Consider the following 22,011-nt stretch of genomic DNA (forward strand, 5'->3'; position numbering starts at 1 on the left):
TTATCCTTGATCACTTTTGCTTAAGCTACGGCAACAAAACGGATTTCATGTATCAACCTGTCGCGTTATTCATTGGCCTGCGTTACATGCGCGGGCGGGCTTCAGACCGCTTCGGGCGGTTTGTTTCCTGGCTTTCCACCATCGGCATTACGCTGGGGGTGATGGCGTTGGTTACCGTCTTGTCGGTGATGAACGGTTTTGAAAAGGATCTGGAGAACAATATCCTCGGCCTGATGCCGCAGGCGTTGATTACCAGCCCGCAGGGGTCAATCAACCCGCAACAAATCCCGGCATCGGCGGTGCAGGGCCTGCAGGGCGTCAGCCGCGTTGCGCCCTTGACTACCGGTGACGTGGTGCTGCAAAGCGCCCGCAGCGTAGCGGTAGGGGTGATGCTGGGGGTGAACCCGGACGAAACCGATCCGCTGACGCCGTTTCTGGTGAACGTCAAACAGCAACAGCTGCAGCCGGGCCAATACAATATCATCATCGGCGAACAGTTAGCCGGGCAACTGGGCGTTAAACGTGGCGATCCGCTGCGGGTGATGGTGCCGAGTGCCAGCCAGTTCACGCCCATGGGCCGTATTCCGATCCAGCGTCTGTTTACCGTGATTGGCACTTTCCACGCCAATAGTGAAGTAGACGGTACTCAGATGCTGGTCAATCAGCAGGATGCTTCGCGCCTGCTGCGCTACCCGGCCGGCAATATCACCGGTTGGCGCCTGTTCCTGCAGCAGCCACTGACGGTCGATACCCTCAGCCAACAGAAATTGCCGCAGGGTACCGAATGGAAAGACTGGCGCGAACGCAAGGGCGAGCTTTTCCAGGCGGTACGCATGGAGAAGAACATGATGGGGCTGTTGCTTAGCCTGATCGTGGCGGTGGCAGCATTTAACATTATTACTTCCCTTGGCCTGCTGGTAATGGAAAAGCAGGGCGAAGTGGCTATTTTGCAGACCCAGGGCCTGACGCGTCGACAGGTGATGTCGGTGTTTATGGTACAGGGTGCCAGTGCCGGTATTATCGGTTCGCTGCTAGGCACGCTGCTCGGGGTGTTACTGGCCAGCAATCTTAATAACCTGATGCCGATCCTCGGCGCATTGATTGACGGAGCATCGCTGCCGGTGGCGGTTGATCCGCTGCAGGTGACGGTCATTGCCGTAGCGGCGATGGCGGTTTCCCTGTTGTCCACGCTTTACCCTTCATGGCGCGCCGCCGCCGTACAACCCGCTGAGGCTTTACGTTATGAGTAACCATCTTTTGTTGCAGTGCGACAACCTGTGCAAGACGTATCAGGAAGGCAACCTGCATACCGACGTACTGCGTAATGTCAGCTTTGCCATGCAGCCGGGCGAGATGATGGCGATTGTCGGCAGCTCGGGCTCCGGGAAAAGTACGCTGTTGCACCTGTTGGGCGGGCTGGATTCACCGACTTCCGGCGAGGTAGTCTACAAGGGCCAGTCGCTGAATTCGTTGTCCTCGGCGGCCAAGGCCGAACTGCGCAACCGCCAGCTTGGTTTTATCTACCAGTTCCATCACCTGTTGCCGGACTTTACCGCACTGGAAAACGCCGCCATGCCACTGTTGATTGGCGGCATGAAACCGGCGCAGGCACAGGAAAAAGCACTGGAAATGCTGACGGCTGTCGGGCTGGAAAAACGCAGCAAGCACCGGCCTTCAGAACTGTCCGGCGGTGAGCGTCAGCGCGTGGCGATTGCCCGTGCGCTGGTCAATAACCCGTCGCTGGTGTTAGCGGACGAACCTACCGGTAACCTCGATAAACGCACAGCCGACAGCATTTTCGATCTGCTCGGCGAATTGAACGTGCGCCAGGGCACTGCGTTTTTGGTGGTCACTCATGACTTGCAGTTGGCCAAGCGCCTCAGCCGCCAGTTGGAAATGGCTGACGGCCATCTGCAGGCCCAGTTAACCCTGTTGGGGGCTGAGTAATGGCAGGCGCGTCACTCTCCTTTCTGACGGCCCTGCGTTTCAGCCGCGGGCGCAAGCGCGGCGGCATGGTGTCACTGATTTCGGTGATTTCCACCATCGGTATTGCGCTGGGCGTGGCGGTGCTGATCGTCGGTCTGAGTGCCATGAACGGTTTTGAGCGCGAACTGAAAAACCGCATTCTGGCGGTGGTGCCGCACGGTGAAATCGAACCGGTGAAACAGCCGTTCAAAGATTGGTCGTCGATTCTGCAACGAGTGGAAAAGGTGCCCGGCATTGTGGCTGCCGCCCCCTATATCAACTTTACCGGCCTGATGGAAAATGGTGCGCAGCTGCGTGCGGTCGGCGTCAAAGGCGTTGACCCACAGCAGGAAATCCAGCTCAGTGCGCTGCCGAAATATGTGCAGGGCGATGCCTGGGCCAATTTCAAAAGCGGTGAGCAACAGGTGATCCTCGGTAAAGGTGTTGCCGATGCCCTTGGTGTCAAGCAGGGCAGTTATGTGACGGTGATGATCCCCAACAGCGATCCGCAAATGAAGCTGTTGCAGCCGAAACGTATTCGTCTGCACGTGACCGGAATTTTGCAGCTCAGCGGGCAGCTTGATCACAGCCTGGCGATGGTGCCGTTGGCCGATGCGCAGCAGTATCTGGATATGGGCGACAGCGTGACCGGCATTGCCATCAAGGTGAACGACGTGTTTGCCGCCAACAAACTGGTGCGTGATGCCGGCGAGGTCACCAACACCTACGTTTACATCAAGAGCTGGATTGGCACCTACGGCTATATGTACCGCGATATCCAGATGATCCGCGCCATCATGTATCTGGCGATGGTGCTGGTGATCGGGGTTGCCTGCTTTAATATCGTTTCTACGCTGGTGATGGCGGTGAAGGACAAGAGCGGCGATATCGCCGTGCTGCGTACTCTGGGTGCCAAAGATGGGTTTATCCGCGCCATATTTATTTGGTATGGCCTGCTGGCCGGGCTGGTGGGCAGCGTCAGTGGCGTGGTGGTCGGGGTGATCGCCTCGCTGCAGCTGACCAATATCATCAAAGGGTTGGAAAAACTGATGGGGCACTCATTCCTGTCGGGAGATATTTACTTCATCGACTTCCTGCCTTCCGAGCTGCACTGGCTGGACGTGGTGATTGTATTGGTGACCGCGCTGGTACTCAGCCTCTTGGCTAGCTGGTATCCGGCCAGGCGCGCCAGCCGTATCGATCCGGCACGAGTGTTGAGCGGACAATAATCAAAATCAGGGGAGGCAGAGATGCCGCCCCATTTTTTTAGCCTGAGGGTGGGTTATGTACTACGGTTTCGATATGGGCGGCACCAAGATTGAGCTGGGCGTGTTCGACGCAGACCTGCAGCGCATTTGGCAAAAAAGGGTGCCGACGCCGCGTGAAGATTATCAGCAACTGCTGGCGACGTTGCGCGACCTGACCTTTGAAGCGGATGCGTTCTGCGGCCAGAAGGGCATGGTCGGCATCGGTATTCCGGGGCTGCCCAGCGATGACGACGGCACCGTGTTTACCGCCAACGTGCCGGCGGCGATGGGGCAGAAGTTGCCGCATGACCTGGCTGAACTGATTGGTCGTGAGGTGCGCATTGATAATGATGCCAACTGCTTTGCGCTGTCGGAAGCCTGGGACGAAGATTTCCGTCACTATCCAACGGTATTGGGCATTATTCTCGGCACCGGGGTTGGCGGTGGGTTGATCGTTGATGGCAAGGTGGTCTCCGGGCGCAATTATATCGCCGGTGAATTTGGCCACTTCCGGCTGCCGGTGGATGCGCTGGAGGTGCTGGGGCGTGATATACCTCGCGTCGCCTGCGGTTGCGGTCATCAGGGATGCATCGAAAATTACATTTCCGGCCGCGGTTTTGAGTGGATGTACGCCCACTTTTACCAGCAGCACTTGCCTGCGCAGCAGATCATTGCGCATTATCAGTCGGGTGAGCCTCAGGCCGTGGCTCACGTCGAACGTTTTATGGACGTGCTGGCGATATGTCTGGGTAATCTGCTGACCATCATCGATCCCCATCTGGTGGTGATTGGCGGTGGATTGTCGAACTTTGAAGCGATCTACCAGGAATTACCGCAGCGTTTGCCGGCACATCTGTTGCGCGTGGCCAAGTTGCCACGGATTGAAAAGGCGCGCTACGGCGACGCCGGTGGGGTGCGCGGAGCCGCGTTCCTCAATTTGGTCAACAGGGAAAAGTAAGGAGAGAGTTAATGCACACTCGCCATCGGCTGTGTCAGTTTCGCAAGAGTAAGCATGTGCTGCATCAGCGCTTTCGTTCGCGGATTTTTCATCGCGATACCATGGCGGCCGCCGAGCTGAAAAAGCCGTTTGTCGTGGTGTTGACCGGGGCCGGGATCTCGGCTGAGTCGGGTATTCGCACCTTTCGCGCTGCCGACGGGCTGTGGGAAGAGCACCGGGTGGAGGACGTTGCCACACCGGAAGGCTATCAGCGCGATCCGCAGCTGGTTCAGGCGTTTTACAATGAGCGTCGCCGCCAGTTGCAGTCGGCGGAGATTGCACCTAATGCCGCACACCGTGCCCTTGCCGATCTGGAAGCCTGGCTGGGAGATAACTTCCTGCTGGTGACGCAGAATATCGATAATCTGCACGAACGTGCCGGTAGTACCCGGGTGCTGCATATGCACGGCGAACTGCTGAAAGTGCGCTGTACCAGTTCCGGGCAGGTATTTGACTGGCCGGAAGATCTCAGCGTCGACGATCGCTGTCATTGCTGCCAGTTCCCGGCGCCGCTGCGGCCGCATATAGTGTGGTTCGGCGAAATGCCGCTGGGTATGGATGAAATCTATCAGGCACTGGCCAAGGCAGACTTTTTCGTAGCTATCGGCACCTCAGGCCACGTTTATCCAGCCGCCGGTTTTGTGCACGAGGCCCGGTTGGGCGGGGCGCATACCATGGAGCTGAATCTGGAACCCAGCCAGGTGGAGAGCCAGTTTGATGAAAAACACTATGGCCAGGCCAGTGCCGTGGTGCCGCGCTTTGTGCATAAATTTCTGGTCGGCAAGGTAGCACGAGCGGATCAGCCTTAAGTTTGACTCCAGGGGAAAGTATTTTCCTCTGGGGTTACACCCACCGCTCCACGAGCTGTCTATCCAGAAAATACCCACCTTCTTTCGTCATAATAGTGCCAACGGGGTGACGGTGAACTTCAAACAGGTCTTCAACCAGGCGGATCTGACTAAAACGGATCTGGCTATTCTCAACTGTATTCTCGATAACCCCGATGCCTGCATCGACGAGGGCATTCGTGCGCTTTCCGCCCGTTGTTATAGCTCGCCGTCAACGGTTGTGCGGTTGGCCAAAAAGTTGGGATTTCGCGGTTATCTGGAGCTGGTATATTTTATCAAATTCAACCTGACCATGGCACCGGCCTATCTGGCTGAAAAGTCGGCACCCGTGGCGGTTAGCGTGCAGCAGCAGGCGCAGTTCCTCGATCTGCTCGACGAGGGCAAAATTCTGATCCATGGTAGCGGTTTCTCGCAACTGGTGGCGCAGTACATGTACAACAAGTTTATGACTCTGGGCATCGACAGCTATCTGTCGCTGTGGCCGGACTTCGATATTCTCGATCGTGAAATGCGTTTTGGTTTCAATATGGTGATCGTGATTTCAAAATCTGGCAATAGTGGTTCGGCATTGAACTGGAGCGAGGCGGTGAAGCGTAACGATATCCGGCTGGCGGCGTTCTGTGGCGACGGTGACAGCCCGCTGGTGCAGCAGGCCGACATGAGTTTTATCTACGAAGATCGTCAAAAATATGACCACGATATCTATTACCCCAACCCGTTCTTTGGCCACTGTCTGCTGGGGTTTGAGAACCTGATCAAAGCCTGGTTTGAACGGCGCAGCCGCTGAGGCCGCGCCGCCGGGATTAACGCCAGTGTTCGGCGTACTGCCGATGGGCCTGCAGATACTCCTCTACCAGGGTTTTCGCCAGCGAGTAGGAATTCACTAGTGGGTGCACCATCAAAGCTTTGATGGCTTTTTTACGATTACCTTCCAGAATTGCCTCTACTGCCAGCCGTTCGTACTCCTTCACCTGAGCGATCAGGTTTTTTTGCGTATCGGGAATCTCGCGCATTTTTACCGGGTGAATACCCGCACTGCTCAGTTCACAGCTGATTTCAATCACGTCCTCAGGATGCAGGAAGTCCAGCGTGTCGTTGTTTTGCATTGATACCACCACGCGTTTTTGCTGGCCGCTGTTCACCGCTTCCAGAATATCGATCGCCACCCCGGCGTAGCCACCGCTGTCCGGCTGTTCGATAAACTGTTGCAGCGTCAGCATGGCGCGTTCTTTCACTTTGCCCTGGCTGGACTCGCGCTGCATATACGAGTTCTCGCGCGTCAGATAATGGCTGAAGTAGAGACTGAAGGCCTGGTCCAGTTGGTTCGGGATGTCCAGCTCGGCCAGATCTGCCAGCATCTGCCGGTTGATCTGCGCAATTTGCTCGCCGCGGGTTTCACCGGCGCTGACGATAGCAGCGATCGCTTGTTCGCGGTAGTAATAGTAATACAGATACTCGTTGAGCATCAGGTTATCGGAGAGTTCGACCAGCTCTGGTGAGAAGTATTTCATGCAGGTATTGCGGTACAGGCGTGGGTCTGCCAGCAGCCGTTCTGTTACCGCTTCACCGTTGACCCTGGCGTTGCGGAACCAGGACAGGTGGTTCAACCCGAAGCAGTCGATGCTCAATTCACTTTCGCGGCAACCCAACAGTTCGGCCAGTTCGCGGATAAACTCGCTGGGTGCGTCACAGATGCCATACACCTGGCGTTTAAAGCCTGACTTGATGATAGCTTCGGTCACCATGCCGGAAGGGTTGGTGAAGTTGAATAGCACTGCGCCTGGCGACGACAGCTGCTCTATCAATCGGCAGTAATCGATAATCGCCGGGATTGAACGCATTGCCATGGCGAAGCCGCCGGCACCAGTGGTTTCCTGCCCCAGAACCTGATGGTCGAGCGCGATGCGTTCATCATAAATACGGCCTTCTTCGCCGCCGATACGCAGGGTGGTGATGATATAGTCTGCGCCGCTCAGTGCCTGATGCGCATCGCTGGTCAGGCTGAAGGCGATATCGCTGCGAATGCGCTGGAATACTCCCTGAGCGATGGCACCGTATACGGCTAGTTTTTGTTGATCGGTGTCCATAAACACCACTTCAGTGACGCCGATACGGTGGGCGTTGTAGGCGATAGATTTGGCCAGGAACGGCGAACGCACGCCGCCGCCGCCCAGAACGGTTAATTTCATTTAATATCTCCCAAATTAATAAATGTCAGAGTGCTGCTAAATACTTCTCAACCTGGCTTTTGACCTTGCCAACGGTGACACCATAAATAACCTGAACCTCGCGTCGATTTTTTACCACGCCTTTGGCGCCGGTGCTTTTTAATGCGGGCTCGTCAATAAGCTGCATATCTTTTAATTCCACCCGCAACCGGGTAAAACAGTTGTCGACGGAAATAATGTTATCTTTGCCACCAAGCGCTCGAATAATGATCACACTCAATTCATTAGGCGTATTTTTACTGTTTTGATACTCCAGTTTAGAATAAAGTTTGACCCCGTCGTCATCCTCGCGGCCCGGCGTTTTCAAATTAAGTTTCAGCACCAGCGTTTTGAATACCAGGTAATAGACGGCGAACTGAATCAGGCCGATCACCACGTACAGCGGCCAGCGAGTGAGGGCCACCGGCAACGGCAGGTTATACACCAGGAACTCAATCAGGCCGCTGGCGCCCCAGGGCCGCACTTCGAACAGGTTACAGGCGACCTGCGACAGCGCAGTCAGCACCGCATGGATCACCCACAGCAGCGGTGAAATAAACAGGAAAGTGAACTCGATCGGTTCGGTGATGCCCACCAGAATCGAGGTGGCGATGGCCGGGATCAGGATCGCCTTGGCCAGCATTTTCTTTTCCGGTTTGGCGGTGTGATAAAAAGCCAGCGCTGCGCCTGACAGGCCGAAGATGGTCACCATACCCTGCTGCGAGAAACGCAGTGCTTCATTCATCAACGGTGAGATACTCGGGTCGCGCATATAGGCCAGGAAAATCGCCTGTGAGCCAGAAACGGTGTGGCCATCCTGCACGATCGAACCGCCGATGCTGGTGAGCTGGAACGGCGACCAGATAAAGTGGTGCAGCCCGGTGGGGATCAGGAATTTTTCGAAGAAACCGTAGACAAACACGCCGAGCGAACCGGAGCTTTTCATAAAGCCGGTCAGGGCGATCAGGCCGTGTGAAATGGCCGGCCACAGGTAGCTGAAGCCGACGGCGTAGAGCATAATCACCGGCGTCATGGCGATCAGCACCAGTTTGGAACCGCCGTAGACCGAGAACACGCCGTTCAGCTCCAGGTTGCAGAGTTTGTTGTGCACCCAGGCGATGGTGATGCCGAGGATCAGGCCGAGGAAAATGCCCATATCCACCACGGTAAAGCCCAGCAGCTCGGTTTGCCCGGTACCGTAATATTGCCCGTTAATTTTCTGCGCTATGTGGCCGCTCAATTGCAAATAGGAGGCGTTGGCACCGAGGAACATAATAAAGCACATTACGGCTACCAGCGCCGCTTCGCTTTTTTTATCCTTTGCCAGGCCATAGGTGATACCAATACAAAAAATGAGCCCGAGGTTGCCAAACAACGGCCAAAAGGTATCCCCGATCATTTTGCCAATATGAAATACGCCGGAGTTTTCATTCACCAGCGTGGCGTTGGTAAGAATAGAACTTAATGCCAGGATTAAACCAATAACCGGCAAAAAGAATATCGGCCCCATCATGGCTTTGGAAAAAAGCTGCAGCTTGCTTAAGATATTATCGATAATACCTTTCATGTCAGTTCCTTTTTTATATTTTAATGGACAACGACGTTGTTGATAAAGCTCCCTGGATGGCGAAAAAGAAAGGGGCAAACTCTGCCTTGGCTAAGTTATAGGAGGAAAAATTCGGTGATGCAATTAGCGGGCGGAAATAGGCACCGGTGGTCACTGGCTGACAACCGGTGCCAGTTGTGAAGAGAATCACACAACAGAAATTCTGGCTGGCGATAACTTCGGGTGTGGTGGTCTGGTCAATCTGAGATATCATCACAAGGTTTAATGATTTCCGTTAGATCTGGCTAAAAATGACCTGTCGCAATATTTGATCCTGATCGGTTCCGCATAATGAAACGCGATATTCTGAGGGCGGATACCATGGATAAACTACTAGATCGTTTTTTTAACTACGTCTCATTCGACACGCAATCCAAAGCGAACGCCAAACATGTGCCGAGTACCGACGGGCAAATGAAGCTGGCGCGCGCGTTGCAGCACGAAATGATTGAACTGGGGTTTGAACGGGTGTCGCTCAGCGAGCACGGCTGCGTGATGGGCACTTTACCGGGCAACGTTGCCTGGTCCGTACCGGCCATCGGGTTTATTTCTCACCTGGATACCTCACCGGATTTTACCGGCAAACACGTTAACCCGCAGATCGTCGAAAGTTACCGCGGCGGCGATATTGCATTGGGCATTGGCGATGAGGTGTTATCTCCGGTGATGTTCCCGATCCTGCACCAGATGCTGGGGCAGACGTTGATCACCACCGACGGCAAAACGCTGCTCGGTGCCGATGACAAGGCCGGCATTGCCGAAATTCTGACCGCCATGGTGCGTTTGCAGCAACGCAATATCCCTCACGGTGATATTCGCGTGGCCTTTACCCCGGACGAAGAAGTGGGCAAGGGCGCACGGTTTTTTGACGTTGCACAATTCGACGCCGAGTGGGCCTATACCGTTGATGGTGGTGGTGTGGGTGAGCTGGAATGCGAGAACTTTAATGCGGCGTCGGTGACGGTGAAAATTGTCGGCAACAATGTTCACCCTGGGAGTGCTAAAGGGGTGATGGTGAATGCTCTGTCATTGGCAACCCGAGTTCAGCAGGCGTTACCAGCGGATGAAACCCCGGAAACCACCAGCGGCTACCAGGGGTTCTACCACCTCAGCAGCTTTAAGGGGAGCGTTGAACGTGCAGAAATGCAGTATATCCTGCGTGATTTTGAGCGTGAGGGTTTTGAGGCACGTAAACGCCGGATGATAGAGGTCGCGCAACAGGTGGGCAAAGGTCTGCCGCGTGATTGCTATATCGAAGTGACGATCGAAGACAGCTATTACAACATGCGCGAACAGGTGGCAGAGCATCCCCATGTGATTGCACTGGCACAGCAGGCAATGCGTGATTGTGATATCGAACCGGTTATGAAACCGATTCGCGGCGGTACCGACGGCGCTCAGCTGTCGTTTCGCGGTTTACCTTGTCCAAATCTGTTCACCGGTGGTTATAACTACCACTGCAAGCATGAGTTTGTGTCGCTGGAAGGGATGGAACAGGCGGTTTCGGTTATTATGCGCATCGCCGCGCTGACCGCAGAGCGCGCCAAATAACCTCGATGACATTTAGTATAATTGCTTGCCGCAACAATGATTTGCTCCTAGTGTAGGATATATTTCCAGCACAAGGAGCCGTATCATGAGCAGTACCGAGCACCGTATCGATCGCCAGTGTCTTGAGCAGTTTGTGCAGGCCATTTGGCGCGATGCCGGCAGTAGTGAGCGAGAGGCCGGGCTAGTGGCCGAACATCTGGTTCAGGCCAATCTGGCCGGACACGACTCCCACGGCGTCGGCATGATCCCGAGCTATATGGCATCGTTGGCGCAGGGGCATTTACAGCTTAATGTTCACGCCCAGGTCGTGCGCGACGCCGGTGCGGTCCTGACGATTGACGGTGGTCAGGGTTTCGGTCAGGTGGTCGCCAGTGAGGCGATGGATAAAGGCATCGAACGAGCCAGGCAACTGGGGCTGGCGGCGGTGGCATTAAACAATTCGCATCACATCGGCCGCATTGGCCACTGGGCTGAACAGTGTGCTCGCGCCGGTTTTATCTCCATTCACTTCGTCAATGTCGTGGGCGACCCTATGGTGGCACCCTTTGGCGGCAGCGATCGTCGCTTTGGTACCAACCCCTTCTGCGTTATTTTCCCGCGCACCGGTAAAAAGCCGCTGCTGCTGGATTTCGCCACCAGTGGCATTGCTTTTGGAAAAACCCGCGTCGCCTACAACAAAGGTCTGAGCGTTGCACCGGGCTATCTGATTGACCAGCATGGACAACCGACTCTCGAACCCAAGGTGATGCACGAGCAGCCGTTTGGTTCGTTGCTGCCCTTTGGTGCACATAAAGGTTATGCGCTGGCCGCCCTGTGCGAGCTCCTCGGCGGCGCACTGTCGGGCGGGCGAACGACCCACAGTGCTACGCTGAAATCCAACAGCGACGCCATTTTCAACTGCATGACCACCATTATCCTCAACCCTGCGGCCTTTGCGGCACCTGAGATGCAAAGTGAGGCTGAGGCGTTTATTGACTGGGTGAAAGCCTCACCGCCAAGTGACGGACGGCCGATTGAGGTGCCGGGGGAGTGGGAAGAAGCGAATCGCGAGCAACGCTTGCAGCAGGGGATCCCGATTGATACCAATACCTGGCAGCAGATCTGTGCGGCAGCCAAACAGGCGGGCATGCCGGACGACGAACTGGACGGTTACCAGACCAGGGCGCTGCGAGTATAAAAAAAGCCACTCGCCTGGGGGCGGGTGGCTTTATTAGAACCGCATCAGCTTCAGTCTTTAAAATACCAGTAGCCGTTATTGATCAGTGCGGTCAGCAGCGCCAGGAACGACGGATCGTCCACCGCGTCACCCAACTGGCTAGCATTAACGCTGAAGTTCTGGCACATGGCATCGACAGCCTGCAGATGCTCGGTATCCATCAGTTCGCCGTTCACAAAGCACTGGTCACCAACGCGCAGTACGCGCAGGCCACCCAGACGTTGTAATGGCTCGCCCTGCTGGAGCAGTTCGTAGATTTCGCCGGCCTGGTAAGGCGGCTCCGGCGGCGCGGCATCCAGCTCGTGGCGGGTCTGGGAGATAAACTCGCCGAACCATTGTTGGAAGTGTTCCGGTTGCTCAACCAGATCCAGCATCATTTGGCGCAGAGCGTCGACTTCCTGCGGTAGCACTTGCGCCGGATGTTCACGCAGCTGAATGTCCGGATCGCTGTAACGTTTGCTGCCCAGTTCGCGTGCCAGTACGTGGTCGGCAAAGCCGCTGATCAGTTCACGCCCGTTCGGTGCCCGGAAGCCCACCGAGTAATTCAGCGCGTTTTCCAGCGCGTAGCCTTCATGTGGGAAGCCTGGCGGAATATACAGAATATCGCCCGGTTCCATTTCTTCATCGATAATGGCGTCGAAAGGTTCAACCTGCAGCAGGTCCGGGTGTGGGCAGTGCTGTTTCATCGGCACTTTTTCGCCTACGCGCCAGCGACGGCGGCCGGTACCCTGAATGATAAACACGTCATACTGATCGAAATGTGGGCCAACGCCGCCGCCCGGCACCGAGAACGAAATCATCAGATCGTCCATCCGCCAGTCCGGCAGTTGACGGAACGGGCGCATCAGCGCGCTGGAAGGCTCATGCCAGTGATCGACTGCCTGCACCAGCAGCGACCAGTTGTTCTCGCTCAGGTGGTCAAAACTCTCAAATGGGCCGTGAGCAACCTGCCAGCGGCCGTCCTGGTGGCTAACCAAACGGCTGTCCACTTCGTTTTCCATCGCCAGCCCAGCCAGCTCATCCGGGGAGATCGGATCGATAAAGTTTTTGAAGCCACGCTTCAGAATCACCGGACGCTTTTGCCAATAGCGTTGCAAAAAATCGTTCCAGTCCAGATCTAATTGATAATCCATGTTCTATTCCAGGATAGAGGAGTGAGCCTGAGTGCGATTATAACGGAAGTTTGGCCCCGTGGATCGGGGCCTGAGCAACAGAATTTACTCGTTATGGTGGGAGTCGTGCTGGCGAGCGAAAGTGACCTGCATACGTGCACCGCCCAGCGGACTGTCACTGATGGTAATGGAACCGTCGTACTGCTCGATAATCTCTGCCGCTACCGATAATCCCAAACCCTGACCGGGGCGCAATGTATCTACCCGCTGGCCGCGCTGGAAGATCAACTCGCGTTTGCTTTCCGGAATGCCAGGGCCGTCATCATCGATGACGATGGTGAGAAACTTATCGGAGTGGAGGGAGGTGATTTCAACGAATTCCAGGCAGTACTTACAGGCATTTTCCAGTACGTTACCCATCACTTCCATAAAGTCGTTTTTTTCGCCCATAAAGGTCACTTCCGGCGAGATATCCAGCGTGATCACCACGCCTTTGCGCTGATATACCTTGTTCAGTGCCACCGTCAGGCTGTCCAGCAGGGCCGGTACCGAATGGATCTCGCGAGTCAGCACCGTTTGCCCGGAGTTGATGCTGGCGCGGTGCAGGTAGTAGCCGATTTGCTGCGAGATACGGCTGATCTGGTCCAGCATGATCGGCTCGGCTTCCTCGATGGTGGTTTGCTTACCGGTGCGCAGTGAGCGCAATGTGGTTTGCAGTACCGCCAATGGGGTTTTCAGACTGTGGGTCAGATCGGAAAGTGTGGTGCGGTATTTGGTATAGCGCTGGCGTTCGTTGCGAACCAGAATATTCAAGTTGCGTACCAGCCCGCGGAGTTCGCTGGGGGGATTCTCGTCGAGCTGTTCCCGTTCACCGTTTTCCAGCTCGCCGACTTGATTCACCAACGCCTGGATCGGTCGCAGGCTCCAATAGGCCGCCAGCCACAGCAGGGGTACCACCAACAGCAGGTTGGCCAGCAACACATAGCTGAACCATTCCCAGACTACATCTGAACGCTGAAGTTCTTGTGGGATAGTGTCGACCACCACGATGCGTAGCGCTGGCAATCTTGCGGTCGCCGCATAGGTATTGACCGCCACGGAGTGGGTCAGCGCATTCTGGTCGTTGTCGTCATAGTCTTTGAGCTGATCCTGCGCCTTGGGGTTGTTACCCAGGACTTCGCTACTGATACGGGTATCGGTATCAATTTCGTAGAAACCGGACTCTTCCAGCCATTCTTTGTTGATCCGTTTTTCCAGTTCAGGTACCTGACGCTGGCTCCACAGCAGCTTGCCCTTAGCGTCGTAAATAAACACCAGAGTAGGGAAGTTGAGATCGATATCGGGCGGAATGGCGATGGTGAGCTTGTTGTCTTTCCATTGGGCCAGGCTGAAGAACAGATTGCTTTCACCGCGCAGCAGGCGGAAGGCGGTCTTGTCGAAGCTGACGATATAGCCCACTACCGCAACCAGGCCATAGGATAGCGACAGCGCCAGGATTACCCCGGCGGTAGCCATCAAAAAGCGAGCCCGTAGGGAAAAAGGCTTTTTATTTTTGTTGAACATCATGTTCACTTTGCATCAAAACGATAGCCCTGGCCACGAACCGTGGTGATCACTTCCTGTGGATATTCGGCCTGCACCTTTTTACGCAAACGCCCCATCAGTACGTCGATGGTGTGGCTTTCGCGCAGTTCGGCATCCGGATACAACTGCAACATCAGCGAGTCTTTACTGACCACTTTACCGGCGTTGCGGATTAAGGTTTCGATGATGGTGTATTCAAACGCGGTCAGTTTGATTTGCTGTTCGTTGACGCTCAGTTCACGGCGTGAAAGGTCGATCTGGAACGGCGGCAAGACGATCACCTGGGAAGCCAGGCCGCTGTTACGGCGCATTAATGCCTGCATACGGGCAATCACTTCTTCCAAATGAAACGGCTTGGTGACGTAGTCATCGGCACCGGCTTCAAGCACAGCCACCTTGTCTTGCCAGCTTTCACGGGCGGTCAGCACCAGGATCGGTAATTTCATTTGGTGGGCGCGCCAGCGGCGGATCAGGCTTAGGCCGTCTTCACCCGGCAGGCCGAGATCGACAATCGCGATGTCCGGCGCGTGCTCCTGCAGGAAGTAATCGGCTTCCTTGGCATCTTCTGCCGCATCAACCTGGTGGCCCATTTCACGCATCTGTACGGAGAGGTGGTGGCGCAATAAACCATTATCTTCAACAACCAGTACTCGCATGGCGGACTCCTGTAGATCTGCGGGTGAACATCCTGTCACCCACGCTGTAAAGGTAACACGCTCGGCAGCGTGTGAGGGATAGCGTGCAATAACCTTGGCCATCGGATCGTGATATTGACGTTATGGTAGGTATAACCGGCATTTCCCGCAAGGGACGCAGAGCCTTGGCAGGAAATAAGCGCTATCGATTTTTGGTGCGCGGCCATTATCGACAACGTCCAATAAACGTTGGATAAACAATTCCCATGAGAAGTTAAACCAAACTTAAACGAGAGGAGATGTGAGAAAAAGACAGGAGCCCAATCGGCTGGGCTCCTGGCCGGTTTTAAGGATGATCTGGTTTGGTGAGGCTGTTTTTGCGTATTTACTGCACCTGAGCGGCGGTGACCGCCGGTGCATCAGTTATCCAGATAGGTCTGAGCACCCGGTTGGCTGACGTTGCTGTTTAGCAAAATTTTGACCGATCCCCTATCCTGCAGCAGCGGATTTACCTGCAGTGCTGCAGACCTTTTCGAACTTGTCGAAGTAGGGTTCCAGCTCCTGATAGCTCAGCGGGTAGTCCTGCAGCGTCATGTCTTCTGGGATCCACTTGGCAGCGTATTTTTCATTTAGGGTGGTGTGCAGCTTCACCTCGGATGGCAAAGCGTGCATTGGTTTAGGGTTGGCGCTCTGAATGAAATAATGCATGATCTTTTTCAAAACATTTTGTTCACAACCAGATTGATATAGCTCAATTAACCAACATCTCCAGCGCTGGTTTATCCTCCAGCGGTATGGAAGACTCTGAGTCGGAATAGCATGAAACACAGCGGTGACAGCCAGCAGGGCGTTTCGCCAGATGCGATACAGGCAAGCTTTATTCAGCATTTACGACAAGGAATGACGCGTAAGGCTGCGCTGCATCTGACAATCAAACAGCAGGTAACGACGGGCGAACTGAGCTACCTGTCAAAGCTGCCGCCCAGCCGGGTTCTGGCGGCTCGATTGGGGGTTTCACGCGATACCGTCGAACAGACCTATGCCCAACTGGAAGCGGAGGGCTATATTGCCCGTGCCGTGGGGCGCGGTAGCTTTGTCAGCTACCAGCAAGACACCCTGATCGGTCGTGAACTGCTGGCCACTGACAACCCTGACCAGGCCCTGTTGGTGGAGCGTGAGCTGAGTGCGCATGGTCGCTCCTTGCTGATTGCCGCTCATGCTCCGCATACCCGCCGCAACGGCTCGTTGACCCCCTCACTGCCCGATTTGCGTCTGTTCCCCATCGACAGCTGGTTGCAACTGGAAAAGCAGGCGGTGCGACAGGGGGCGGAGCGCCTGTTGGGTTATGCCGATCCTCAGGGGCTGGTGGAGTTGAGAGAGGAAATCATCGAGTATCTGCGGCGTGAAAGAGGGGTTAAAGCCGGCACGGAACAGGTGATTGTGGTGACCAGTTCCCAGCAGGCGCTCTCGCTATGTACTCAGGTGCTGTTTAATCCCGGCGACCGGGTGTTTGTGGAAGAACCGGGTTACCAGGGCGCGAAAAAACTGGTTCAGTCTGCGGGATTAATCGCCCAGCCGATTGAGGTGGATCCCTGTGGCATGGATATTGATGCGTTAATAAATACCGAAGAGGGCGGACGGGGCGTTTATATTACACCGTCCCACCATTATCCGCTGGGATACTCACTCAGTATTGAACGAAGATTAAAACTGTTGGCATGGGCGCAGCGTGAAAAGGCCTGGATCCTCGAAGATGATTACGATTCCGAATTCAATTATAACGGCCTGACTACCGCTGCGTTGCAGGGGCTGGATCAACATCAACGAACCTTATATATCGGTACCTTTAGCAAGACCCTGTTCCCAGGATTACGCATTGGTTTTCTGATTGTTCCACCGCAGCTAATTAAACCCATGGTGGCCGCCAAACAATTCCAGGATGGATATACTTCGGCCCTGCCGCAAATGACGTTATTTAAATTTATCAATGAAGATTTCTATGCCGAACATTTAAGGAATATGCGCAAGATATATCAGGCCCGGCTGGAGATTTTGCATGCGGCGGTGCATCAGTACCTTGCCGCCTGGACTCAACCACGGTTACCGCAGGGCGGGCTGCAATTGGTTTGCCCGTTGCAGGACGCGGCTACCGAGCGGTGGTTGATTCAGGCCGCCGCTGCGCAGGACATGAGGGTCTACGGTTTGATTGATTTTTATACTCACACCCCAAGTGAAGGGGCGTTGGTATTTGGCTTTGCTGCCTATGCCCCCGACGAGATTGTAAATTTTATCAAAAAGTTATCATGCATTTTTGATTCGTTACCTGTACCGGGCTAAAAGCAGTCAGGTCGCTAAAATTGGTCTGCTCGTTGTTATTAATTGGTCTGTTTTCAGGCTGCGTTGGCCGGTGTACCCTGTTGGAATTACGTTACTTTTCTTGGAAAAACCCGTGAGGCACCATGCATCCAGTAAACCCTGAAGTAGTAGTACGCAGAATACAAAACGATGATAAATCACAATGGTTGGATCTTTGGCAGGGATATCTTCATTTTTATCGTGCGGATATTTCGGCAGAGGTTACCGATCATACCTTCGAACGTCTATGTGTAGAGTCGCAGGTTTATGGTCTGGTGGCGGAAGATAAAGGCGGCAAGCTGTTGGGATTGATGAACCTGATATTCCACCCTTCAACCTGGAGTTCTGTTGGCTATTGTTATATTGAAGATCTCTATGTTTCACCCGCGGCACGCGGCAAGAAAGTGTCTGAAAAATTATTTGATCAGGCCTATCGCTTGGCGAATGAAAAAGGCAGTGAGCGGGTTTATTGGGCGACGCAGGAATATAATGCTCCGGCCCGTTCGCTGTACGATAAAGTAGGTAAAAGAACTTCGTTTATTATTTACCAACGTTAACGGCAGGTTGCGGAGACTTTATGGTGCTCAATCAATTCGGCCAGCCGGTGGGTGAGCCATTAGCCGATTGGCAGGCGGCGAAGCGGCCCGGTGGCGAGACGCTTGACGGGCGCTTTTGTCGCCTGGAATCGCTTGAGCCTCAGCGCGATCATGCCGCGTTGTTCAGGGCTTTCCAGCAGGCACCCGATGGCCGCGACTGGACCTATTTATCGATAGAACGGCCGGAGAGTCTTGCTGCCATGCTGCAGCATCTGACAACCTTGCAGGCGAACCCCACGTTGGTGAACCTGACGGTGTTTGACCGCGCAAGCCAGAGTCCGGTCGGGACGGTTGCCTACATGCGTATCGACGAAGGTAACGGCGTGGCAGAGATTGGCCATGTCAGTTGGTCACCCGTGATGAAGCAGTGCTCGAGCGCCACCGAAGCGATTTATCTGATGCTGCGGCACCTGTTTGAGGACTTGGGTTATCGCCGCTGTGAATGGAAGTGCGACAGTCATAACGCGCCCTCCAAACGGGCGGCGGCGAGATTCGGCTTCAACCATGAGGGCACTTTCAGGTATGCGCTGATCACCAAGGGCCGCAGTCGTGATACCGACTGGTTTGCCATCACCGCTGACCGCTGGCCGACAATCAGGGGCGGGTTTGAGCAATGGCTGAACGCCGACAACTTTGACCAACAAGGGCGGCAGAAAAAACGGCTGCAGGATTTAATGGGATAAAAAAGGCGGCCAAATGGCCTAATGCTTGTCAGTTAAGAGAATGAGGCCCGATAATTCGGGCCTTAGCAGGAGAGATACCAGGTTGTAAGCCCGATTCTTTCGTTTTCCTCTAAGCATAAATATGAATTTTTATTCATACAATATGCTTAACTGATTGGTATTAGGCCAAATGGCCGTCTTGCTGTTTTTACTGTAGGGCGATTACTTCAATTCATCGACCATGGTCGCCGCGCGGCCAATGTAATTAGCCGGGGTCATGGCTTTCAGACGCGTTTTCTCTTCTTCCGGCAGTGCCAGGCTATCGATAAACGTCTGCATACCGGCAGCATCCACACGCTTGCCGCGAGTCAGCTCTTTCAGCTTCTCGTACGGCTTTTCGATGCCATAACGGCGCATGACGGTCTGGATTGGCTCGGCCAACACTTCCCAGTTGTGATCCAGTTCATCCAGCAGGTGTGTCTGGTTCACTTCCAGCTTGCTGATGCCTTTCATGGTCGCCTGGTAGGCGATCAGCGCATAACCCAGGCCAACGCCAAGATTACGCAGCACGGTGGAATCTGTCAGGTCGCGCTGCCAGCGGGACACCGGCAGTTTGCTGGCCAGATGGCCCAGTACCGCGTTTGACAGACCCAGGTTGCCTTCGGAGTTTTCGAAGTCGATTGGGTTAACCTTGTGCGGCATGGTAGAAGAACCGATTTCACCGGCGATGGTTTTCTGCTTGAAGTGATTCAGGGCGATATAACCCCAGATATCACGGTCGAAGTCGATCAGGATGGTGTTGAAACGCGTTACGCAGTCAAACAGCTCGGCGATATAGTCGTGCGGTTCGATCTGAGTGGTGTACGGGTTCCAGATAATGCCCAGCGAGGTAACAAACTCTTCGCTGAACAGATGCCAGTCCACTTCAGGGTAAGCGACGATGTGGGCGTTATAGTTGCCGACCGCGCCGTTGATTTTGCCCATGATTTCCACGCGCTCAAGCTGACGGAACTGACGCTCCATGCGGTAGGCGACGTTGGCAAATTCTTTACCGACGGTGGACGGGGTGGCCGGTTGGCCATGGGTACGAGACAGCAGCGGAATATCGCGGTATTCCAGCGCCAGGCCCTTGATCGAATCGATGATTTTACGCCAGTACGGCAGCACCACATCCTGACGTGCCGTTTGCAGCATCAGCGCGTGCGACAGGTTGTTGATGTCTTCGGAGGTACAGGCAAAGTGGATAAACTCGGATACCGCCTGCAGGGCAGGGACCGTTTCCACTTTTTCCTTCAGGAAATACTCAACCGCTTTCACGTCGTGGTTGGTAGTGCGTTCGATAGTCTTGATGCGTTGCGCGTCTTCTTCACTGAACTCTGCGACGATCTTATCGAGGAAAGCGTTTGCGTCGGCGTCAAAAGCCGGAACTTCCTTGATTTCTGCGCAGGCGGCCAGTTTTTGCAGCCAACGTACTTCAACCTGCACACGGAATTTCAGCAGACCGTACTCGCTGAAAATGGTGCGCAGTGCGCTGACTTTATCACCGTAGCGTCCATCAACGGGGGAAACGGCGGTCAGTGAGGATAATTCCATCGGTAGCAACTCCTGGGATCTATTAACAATGAGCAACGATATTTTGCGCCTGTTTGAACAGACGATTACGGGAAAACATTAACTGCAGGCGGCTACCGCCAACCTGTTGCCACAGCACAGCGGCACGGATGCCTGCCAGCAGTGCGGCGCGAACCTTGGCCTGCACCTGCGGGTTTTGCAGGATAGCCGGTGAACCTGTCACCTGAATGCGTGGCCCGAGTGGGCTGACGACGTCGACATAGATGCCGGCCAGCGCGCTGATAATGGTGTCTGATTCCAGATCAAAATGTGCCAGTTGACGTTCAAGCTGGCCGAGACGTTCGCCAAGCTGGTTCATCGCCTGTTTGTTGGCGTTGAGTTTACGCTCCAGCACCATCAGGCTGATGGTGTAGCGGGTCAGTTCTGCAGCCAGGCCTTTATTGTTGGCATTGAGCACGCCCATCAGCGTCTCAAGGCCCATTTTCAAATTGCGTTCTTCACCGCCGAACACCGCCAGCGTGGAAGGAGGATCCATCTGCAGCAGGCTGCTCAGCGAGGTATGAAATGCCTCGCGCTCGCATTGGCCTTCGTGCGCCAACTGCTGGACCAGACGCGCAGTCTGGCTGATCCCGGCCATCGCCAGCGTAATGTCATAATAGTTCTTCGCCACGATTACTCCTGTAAACGCTGTTCGATAATGCCGCCGCCGAGGCAGATTTCATCCAGGTAGAACACGGCTGACTGACCTGGGGTGACGGCGGCGACCGGCTCGTCGAAACGCACTTCAATGCGTTGTTCGTCAAGCGGGGTGACGGTGCAGGGAATATCCTGCTGGCGATAACGGGTTTTCACCGTACAGCGGAACGGCCCACTCAGCGGCAGGCGATCGACCCAATGCAGTTGCTGCGCGATCAGCCCGACGGACATCAGGCGCGGATGCTCATGCCCCTGCGCGACCACCAGCACGTTGTTGGCGACGTCTTTGTCCACCACGTACCATGGATCTTCGCTGCTGTCTTTCATGCCGCCGATACCCAGCCCTTTGCGCTGGCCCAGGGTGTGGTACATCAGACCCTGGTGTTCACCGACGGTTTGGCCGTCGACGCTAACAATCGGGCCGGGTTGTGCTGGCAGATAACGGCCGAGGAAGTCGCGGAATTTGCGTTCGCCGATAAAGCAGATACCGGTGGAGTCTTTTTTCTTGGCGGTCACCAGTTCAAGCTGTTCAGCGATGCGGCGCACCTCTGGTTTTTCCAGTTCACCGACAGGGAACAGGCTTTGTGCGACCTGCTCGTGGCTCAGGGTGTAGAGGAAATAGCTCTGGTCTTTGTTGCCGTCGACACCGCGCAGCAGACGGCTTTTGCCGTCAACGTCCTGGCGACGCACGTAGTGGCCGGTGGCGATAAAATCTGCCCCCAGATCTTCTGCGGCGAATTCCAGGAAGGCTTTGAATTTGATTTCTTTATTGCACAGGATGTCCGGGTTCGGCGTGCGGCCGGCCTTGTACTCTTCCAGGAACAGTTCAAACACGTTGTCCCAGTACTCTGCCGCGAAATTCACCGTGTGCAGTTCGATGCCGAGTTTGTCGCATACCGCTTGTGCATCGGCCAGATCGGTCGCTGCGGAGCAGTACTCTTCATCGTCGTCTTCTTCCCAATTCTTCATAAACAGCCCAGCGACCTGATAGCCCTGTTGCTGTAACAGATAGGCAGTAACGGAAGAGTCGACGCCGCCGGACATACCGACGATTACTTTTTTCTGGCTGTTGTCTGACATGGGGATCTCGCGAACTTGAACACTAACCGTGCTGATAAAAAACAAGCGCAGGATTTTACCACGTTGCCTTCGTCGGCGCACG

20 protein-coding genes are annotated in these 22,011 nt (G+C 54.9%); 11 read left to right on the top strand and 9 right to left on the bottom strand.

The features are described 5' to 3' along the window. The first annotated feature begins 47 nt into the window (after window positions 1-47). The 6 genes from lolC to ACUTQ5_RS08805 all read left to right on the top strand — a co-directional run bounded on the left by lolC (window position 48) and on the right by ACUTQ5_RS08805 (window position 5,844). A complete protein-coding gene (lolC, locus tag ACUTQ5_RS08780) occupies window positions 48-1,250 on the top strand; it encodes a lipoprotein-releasing ABC transporter permease subunit LolC (RefSeq protein WP_445650935.1) in 1,203 nt (400 codons plus the stop codon). After that, window positions 1,243-1,947 carry a lipoprotein-releasing ABC transporter ATP-binding protein LolD gene (gene lolD, locus ACUTQ5_RS08785; protein WP_445650936.1) on the top strand — a complete coding sequence of 235 codons (705 nt, stop codon included), beginning with the start codon at window positions 1,243-1,245 and terminating at the stop codon, window positions 1,945-1,947. The genes lolC and lolD overlap by 8 nt, the downstream gene beginning before the upstream one ends. Next, window positions 1,947-3,194, top strand: a complete 1,248-nt coding sequence (gene lolE, locus ACUTQ5_RS08790) for a lipoprotein-releasing ABC transporter permease subunit LolE (protein ID WP_445650937.1) — start codon at window positions 1,947-1,949, stop codon at window positions 3,192-3,194. The genes lolD and lolE overlap by 1 nt, the downstream gene beginning before the upstream one ends. 55 nt (window positions 3,195-3,249) lie before the next feature. Next, window positions 3,250-4,170, top strand: a complete 921-nt coding sequence (gene nagK, locus ACUTQ5_RS08795) for an N-acetylglucosamine kinase (protein WP_445650938.1) — start codon at window positions 3,250-3,252, stop codon at window positions 4,168-4,170. 11 nt (window positions 4,171-4,181) lie between these two features. Next, window positions 4,182-5,018: a Sir2 family NAD+-dependent deacetylase gene (gene cobB / locus ACUTQ5_RS08800; protein WP_261088713.1), complete on the top strand. Its 837-nt coding sequence runs from the start codon at window positions 4,182-4,184 to the stop codon at window positions 5,016-5,018. 112 nt (window positions 5,019-5,130) lie between these two features. Then, entirely contained in the window at window positions 5,131-5,844 is a 714-nt protein-coding gene (locus ACUTQ5_RS08805) for a MurR/RpiR family transcriptional regulator (RefSeq protein ID WP_445650939.1), read from the top strand. A gap of 16 nt (window positions 5,845-5,860) precedes the next feature. On the opposite strand, the gene ACUTQ5_RS08810 is transcribed toward ACUTQ5_RS08805, so the two are convergent. Both ACUTQ5_RS08810 and ACUTQ5_RS08815 read right to left on the bottom strand, forming a co-directional pair. After that, on the bottom strand, window positions 5,861-7,246 hold the full coding sequence (locus ACUTQ5_RS08810) for a family 4 glycosyl hydrolase (RefSeq protein ID WP_445650940.1): 1,386 nt from the start codon (window positions 7,244-7,246) through the stop codon (window positions 5,861-5,863). A gap of 25 nt (window positions 7,247-7,271) precedes the next feature. Next, window positions 7,272-8,831, bottom strand: coding sequence for a PTS transporter subunit EIIC (locus ACUTQ5_RS08815; protein ID WP_445650941.1), 1,560 nt, complete (start codon window positions 8,829-8,831; stop codon window positions 7,272-7,274). Window positions 8,832-9,191: 360 nt separating this feature from the next. Between ACUTQ5_RS08815 and pepT the strand changes: the two genes are divergently transcribed. Beyond that, on the top strand, window positions 9,192-10,421 hold the full coding sequence (pepT, locus tag ACUTQ5_RS08820; RefSeq protein ID WP_445650942.1) for a peptidase T: 1,230 nt from the start codon (window positions 9,192-9,194) through the stop codon (window positions 10,419-10,421). 85 nt (window positions 10,422-10,506) lie between these two features. Then, window positions 10,507-11,598: a malate/lactate/ureidoglycolate dehydrogenase gene (locus ACUTQ5_RS08825; protein ID WP_445650943.1), complete on the top strand. Its 1,092-nt coding sequence runs from the start codon at window positions 10,507-10,509 to the stop codon at window positions 11,596-11,598. 50 nt (window positions 11,599-11,648) lie between these two features. Here ACUTQ5_RS08825 and ACUTQ5_RS08830 read toward each other — a convergent pair whose 3' ends face one another. The 4 genes from ACUTQ5_RS08830 to ACUTQ5_RS08845 all read right to left on the bottom strand — a co-directional run bounded on the left by ACUTQ5_RS08830 (window position 11,649) and on the right by ACUTQ5_RS08845 (window position 15,676). Further along, on the bottom strand, window positions 11,649-12,770 hold the full coding sequence (locus ACUTQ5_RS08830) for a ribosomal protein uL16 3-hydroxylase (protein WP_261106878.1): 1,122 nt from the start codon (window positions 12,768-12,770) through the stop codon (window positions 11,649-11,651). 84 nt (window positions 12,771-12,854) lie between these two features. After that, a complete protein-coding gene (gene phoQ / locus ACUTQ5_RS08835) occupies window positions 12,855-14,312 on the bottom strand; it encodes a two-component system sensor histidine kinase PhoQ (RefSeq protein WP_445651147.1) in 1,458 nt (485 codons plus the stop codon). A 5-nt stretch (window positions 14,313-14,317) separates the two neighbouring features. Next, entirely contained in the window at window positions 14,318-14,989 is a 672-nt protein-coding gene (gene phoP / locus ACUTQ5_RS08840) for a two-component system response regulator PhoP (protein WP_012006437.1), read from the bottom strand. A 468-nt stretch (window positions 14,990-15,457) separates the two neighbouring features. Beyond that, the gene (locus ACUTQ5_RS08845) at window positions 15,458-15,676 is read right to left on the bottom strand and encodes a hypothetical protein (RefSeq protein WP_445650944.1); all 219 of its coding nucleotides are present in this window, start codon (window positions 15,674-15,676) and stop codon (window positions 15,458-15,460) included. A 111-nt stretch (window positions 15,677-15,787) separates the two neighbouring features. Between ACUTQ5_RS08845 and pdxR the strand changes: the two genes are divergently transcribed. The 3 genes from pdxR to ACUTQ5_RS08860 all read left to right on the top strand — a co-directional run bounded on the left by pdxR (window position 15,788) and on the right by ACUTQ5_RS08860 (window position 18,602). Continuing rightward, window positions 15,788-17,305, top strand: coding sequence for a MocR-like pyridoxine biosynthesis transcription factor PdxR (pdxR, locus tag ACUTQ5_RS08850; RefSeq protein WP_445650945.1), 1,518 nt, complete (start codon window positions 15,788-15,790; stop codon window positions 17,303-17,305). 122 nt (window positions 17,306-17,427) lie between these two features. Then, complete coding sequence (locus ACUTQ5_RS08855) at window positions 17,428-17,880, top strand: GNAT family N-acetyltransferase (RefSeq protein ID WP_445650946.1); 453 nt, start codon at window positions 17,428-17,430, stop codon at window positions 17,878-17,880. A gap of 20 nt (window positions 17,881-17,900) precedes the next feature. Then, the gene (locus ACUTQ5_RS08860) at window positions 17,901-18,602 is read left to right on the top strand and encodes a GNAT family N-acetyltransferase (protein WP_445650947.1); all 702 of its coding nucleotides are present in this window, start codon (window positions 17,901-17,903) and stop codon (window positions 18,600-18,602) included. A 201-nt stretch (window positions 18,603-18,803) separates the two neighbouring features. On the opposite strand, the gene purB is transcribed toward ACUTQ5_RS08860, so the two are convergent. From purB to mnmA, 3 genes are read right to left on the bottom strand one after another with little or no spacing between them, the layout of a single operon-like run. After that, window positions 18,804-20,174 carry an adenylosuccinate lyase gene (purB, locus tag ACUTQ5_RS08865; protein ID WP_445650948.1) on the bottom strand — a complete coding sequence of 457 codons (1,371 nt, stop codon included), beginning with the start codon at window positions 20,172-20,174 and terminating at the stop codon, window positions 18,804-18,806. 22 nt (window positions 20,175-20,196) lie between these two features. Beyond that, window positions 20,197-20,823, bottom strand: coding sequence for a high frequency lysogenization protein HflD (gene hflD, locus ACUTQ5_RS08870; protein WP_261098648.1), 627 nt, complete (start codon window positions 20,821-20,823; stop codon window positions 20,197-20,199). A gap of 2 nt (window positions 20,824-20,825) precedes the next feature. Beyond that, entirely contained in the window at window positions 20,826-21,929 is a 1,104-nt protein-coding gene (gene mnmA, locus ACUTQ5_RS08875; RefSeq protein WP_445650949.1) for a tRNA 2-thiouridine(34) synthase MnmA, read from the bottom strand. Window positions 21,930-22,011: the final 82 nt, after the last annotated feature.

The sequence above is a fragment of the Serratia sp. NA_112.1 genome, assembly GCF_052691715.1.

Excerpts from the sequence above, each read along its gene's own strand:
- lolC (WP_445650935.1), top strand. The coding sequence starts at position 48 with ATGTATCAACCTGTCGCGTTATTCATTGGCCTGCGTTACATGCGCGGG.
- lolD (WP_445650936.1), top strand. The coding sequence starts at position 1,243 with ATGAGTAACCATCTTTTGTTGCAGTGCGACAACCTGTGCAAGACGTAT.
- lolE (WP_445650937.1), top strand. The coding sequence starts at position 1,947 with ATGGCAGGCGCGTCACTCTCCTTTCTGACGGCCCTGCGTTTCAGCCGC.
- nagK (WP_445650938.1), top strand. The coding sequence starts at position 3,250 with ATGTACTACGGTTTCGATATGGGCGGCACCAAGATTGAGCTGGGCGTG.
- cobB (WP_261088713.1), top strand. The coding sequence starts at position 4,182 with ATGCACACTCGCCATCGGCTGTGTCAGTTTCGCAAGAGTAAGCATGTG.
- ACUTQ5_RS08810 (WP_445650940.1), bottom strand. The coding sequence starts at position 7,246 with ATGAAATTAACCGTTCTGGGCGGCGGCGGCGTGCGTTCGCCGTTCCTG.
- ACUTQ5_RS08815 (WP_445650941.1), bottom strand. The coding sequence starts at position 8,831 with ATGAAAGGTATTATCGATAATATCTTAAGCAAGCTGCAGCTTTTTTCC.
- pepT (WP_445650942.1), top strand. The coding sequence starts at position 9,192 with ATGGATAAACTACTAGATCGTTTTTTTAACTACGTCTCATTCGACACG.
- ACUTQ5_RS08825 (WP_445650943.1), top strand. The coding sequence starts at position 10,507 with ATGAGCAGTACCGAGCACCGTATCGATCGCCAGTGTCTTGAGCAGTTT.
- ACUTQ5_RS08830 (WP_261106878.1), bottom strand. The coding sequence starts at position 12,770 with ATGGATTATCAATTAGATCTGGACTGGAACGATTTTTTGCAACGCTAT.
- phoQ (WP_445651147.1), bottom strand. The coding sequence starts at position 14,312 with ATGTTCAACAAAAATAAAAAGCCTTTTTCCCTACGGGCTCGCTTTTTG.
- phoP (WP_012006437.1), bottom strand. The coding sequence starts at position 14,989 with ATGCGAGTACTGGTTGTTGAAGATAATGGTTTATTGCGCCACCACCTC.
- ACUTQ5_RS08845 (WP_445650944.1), bottom strand. The coding sequence starts at position 15,676 with ATGCATTATTTCATTCAGAGCGCCAACCCTAAACCAATGCACGCTTTG.
- pdxR (WP_445650945.1), top strand. The coding sequence starts at position 15,788 with ATGAAACACAGCGGTGACAGCCAGCAGGGCGTTTCGCCAGATGCGATA.
- ACUTQ5_RS08855 (WP_445650946.1), top strand. The coding sequence starts at position 17,428 with ATGCATCCAGTAAACCCTGAAGTAGTAGTACGCAGAATACAAAACGAT.
- ACUTQ5_RS08860 (WP_445650947.1), top strand. The coding sequence starts at position 17,901 with ATGGTGCTCAATCAATTCGGCCAGCCGGTGGGTGAGCCATTAGCCGAT.
- purB (WP_445650948.1), bottom strand. The coding sequence starts at position 20,174 with ATGGAATTATCCTCACTGACCGCCGTTTCCCCCGTTGATGGACGCTAC.
- mnmA (WP_445650949.1), bottom strand. The coding sequence starts at position 21,929 with ATGTCAGACAACAGCCAGAAAAAAGTAATCGTCGGTATGTCCGGCGGC.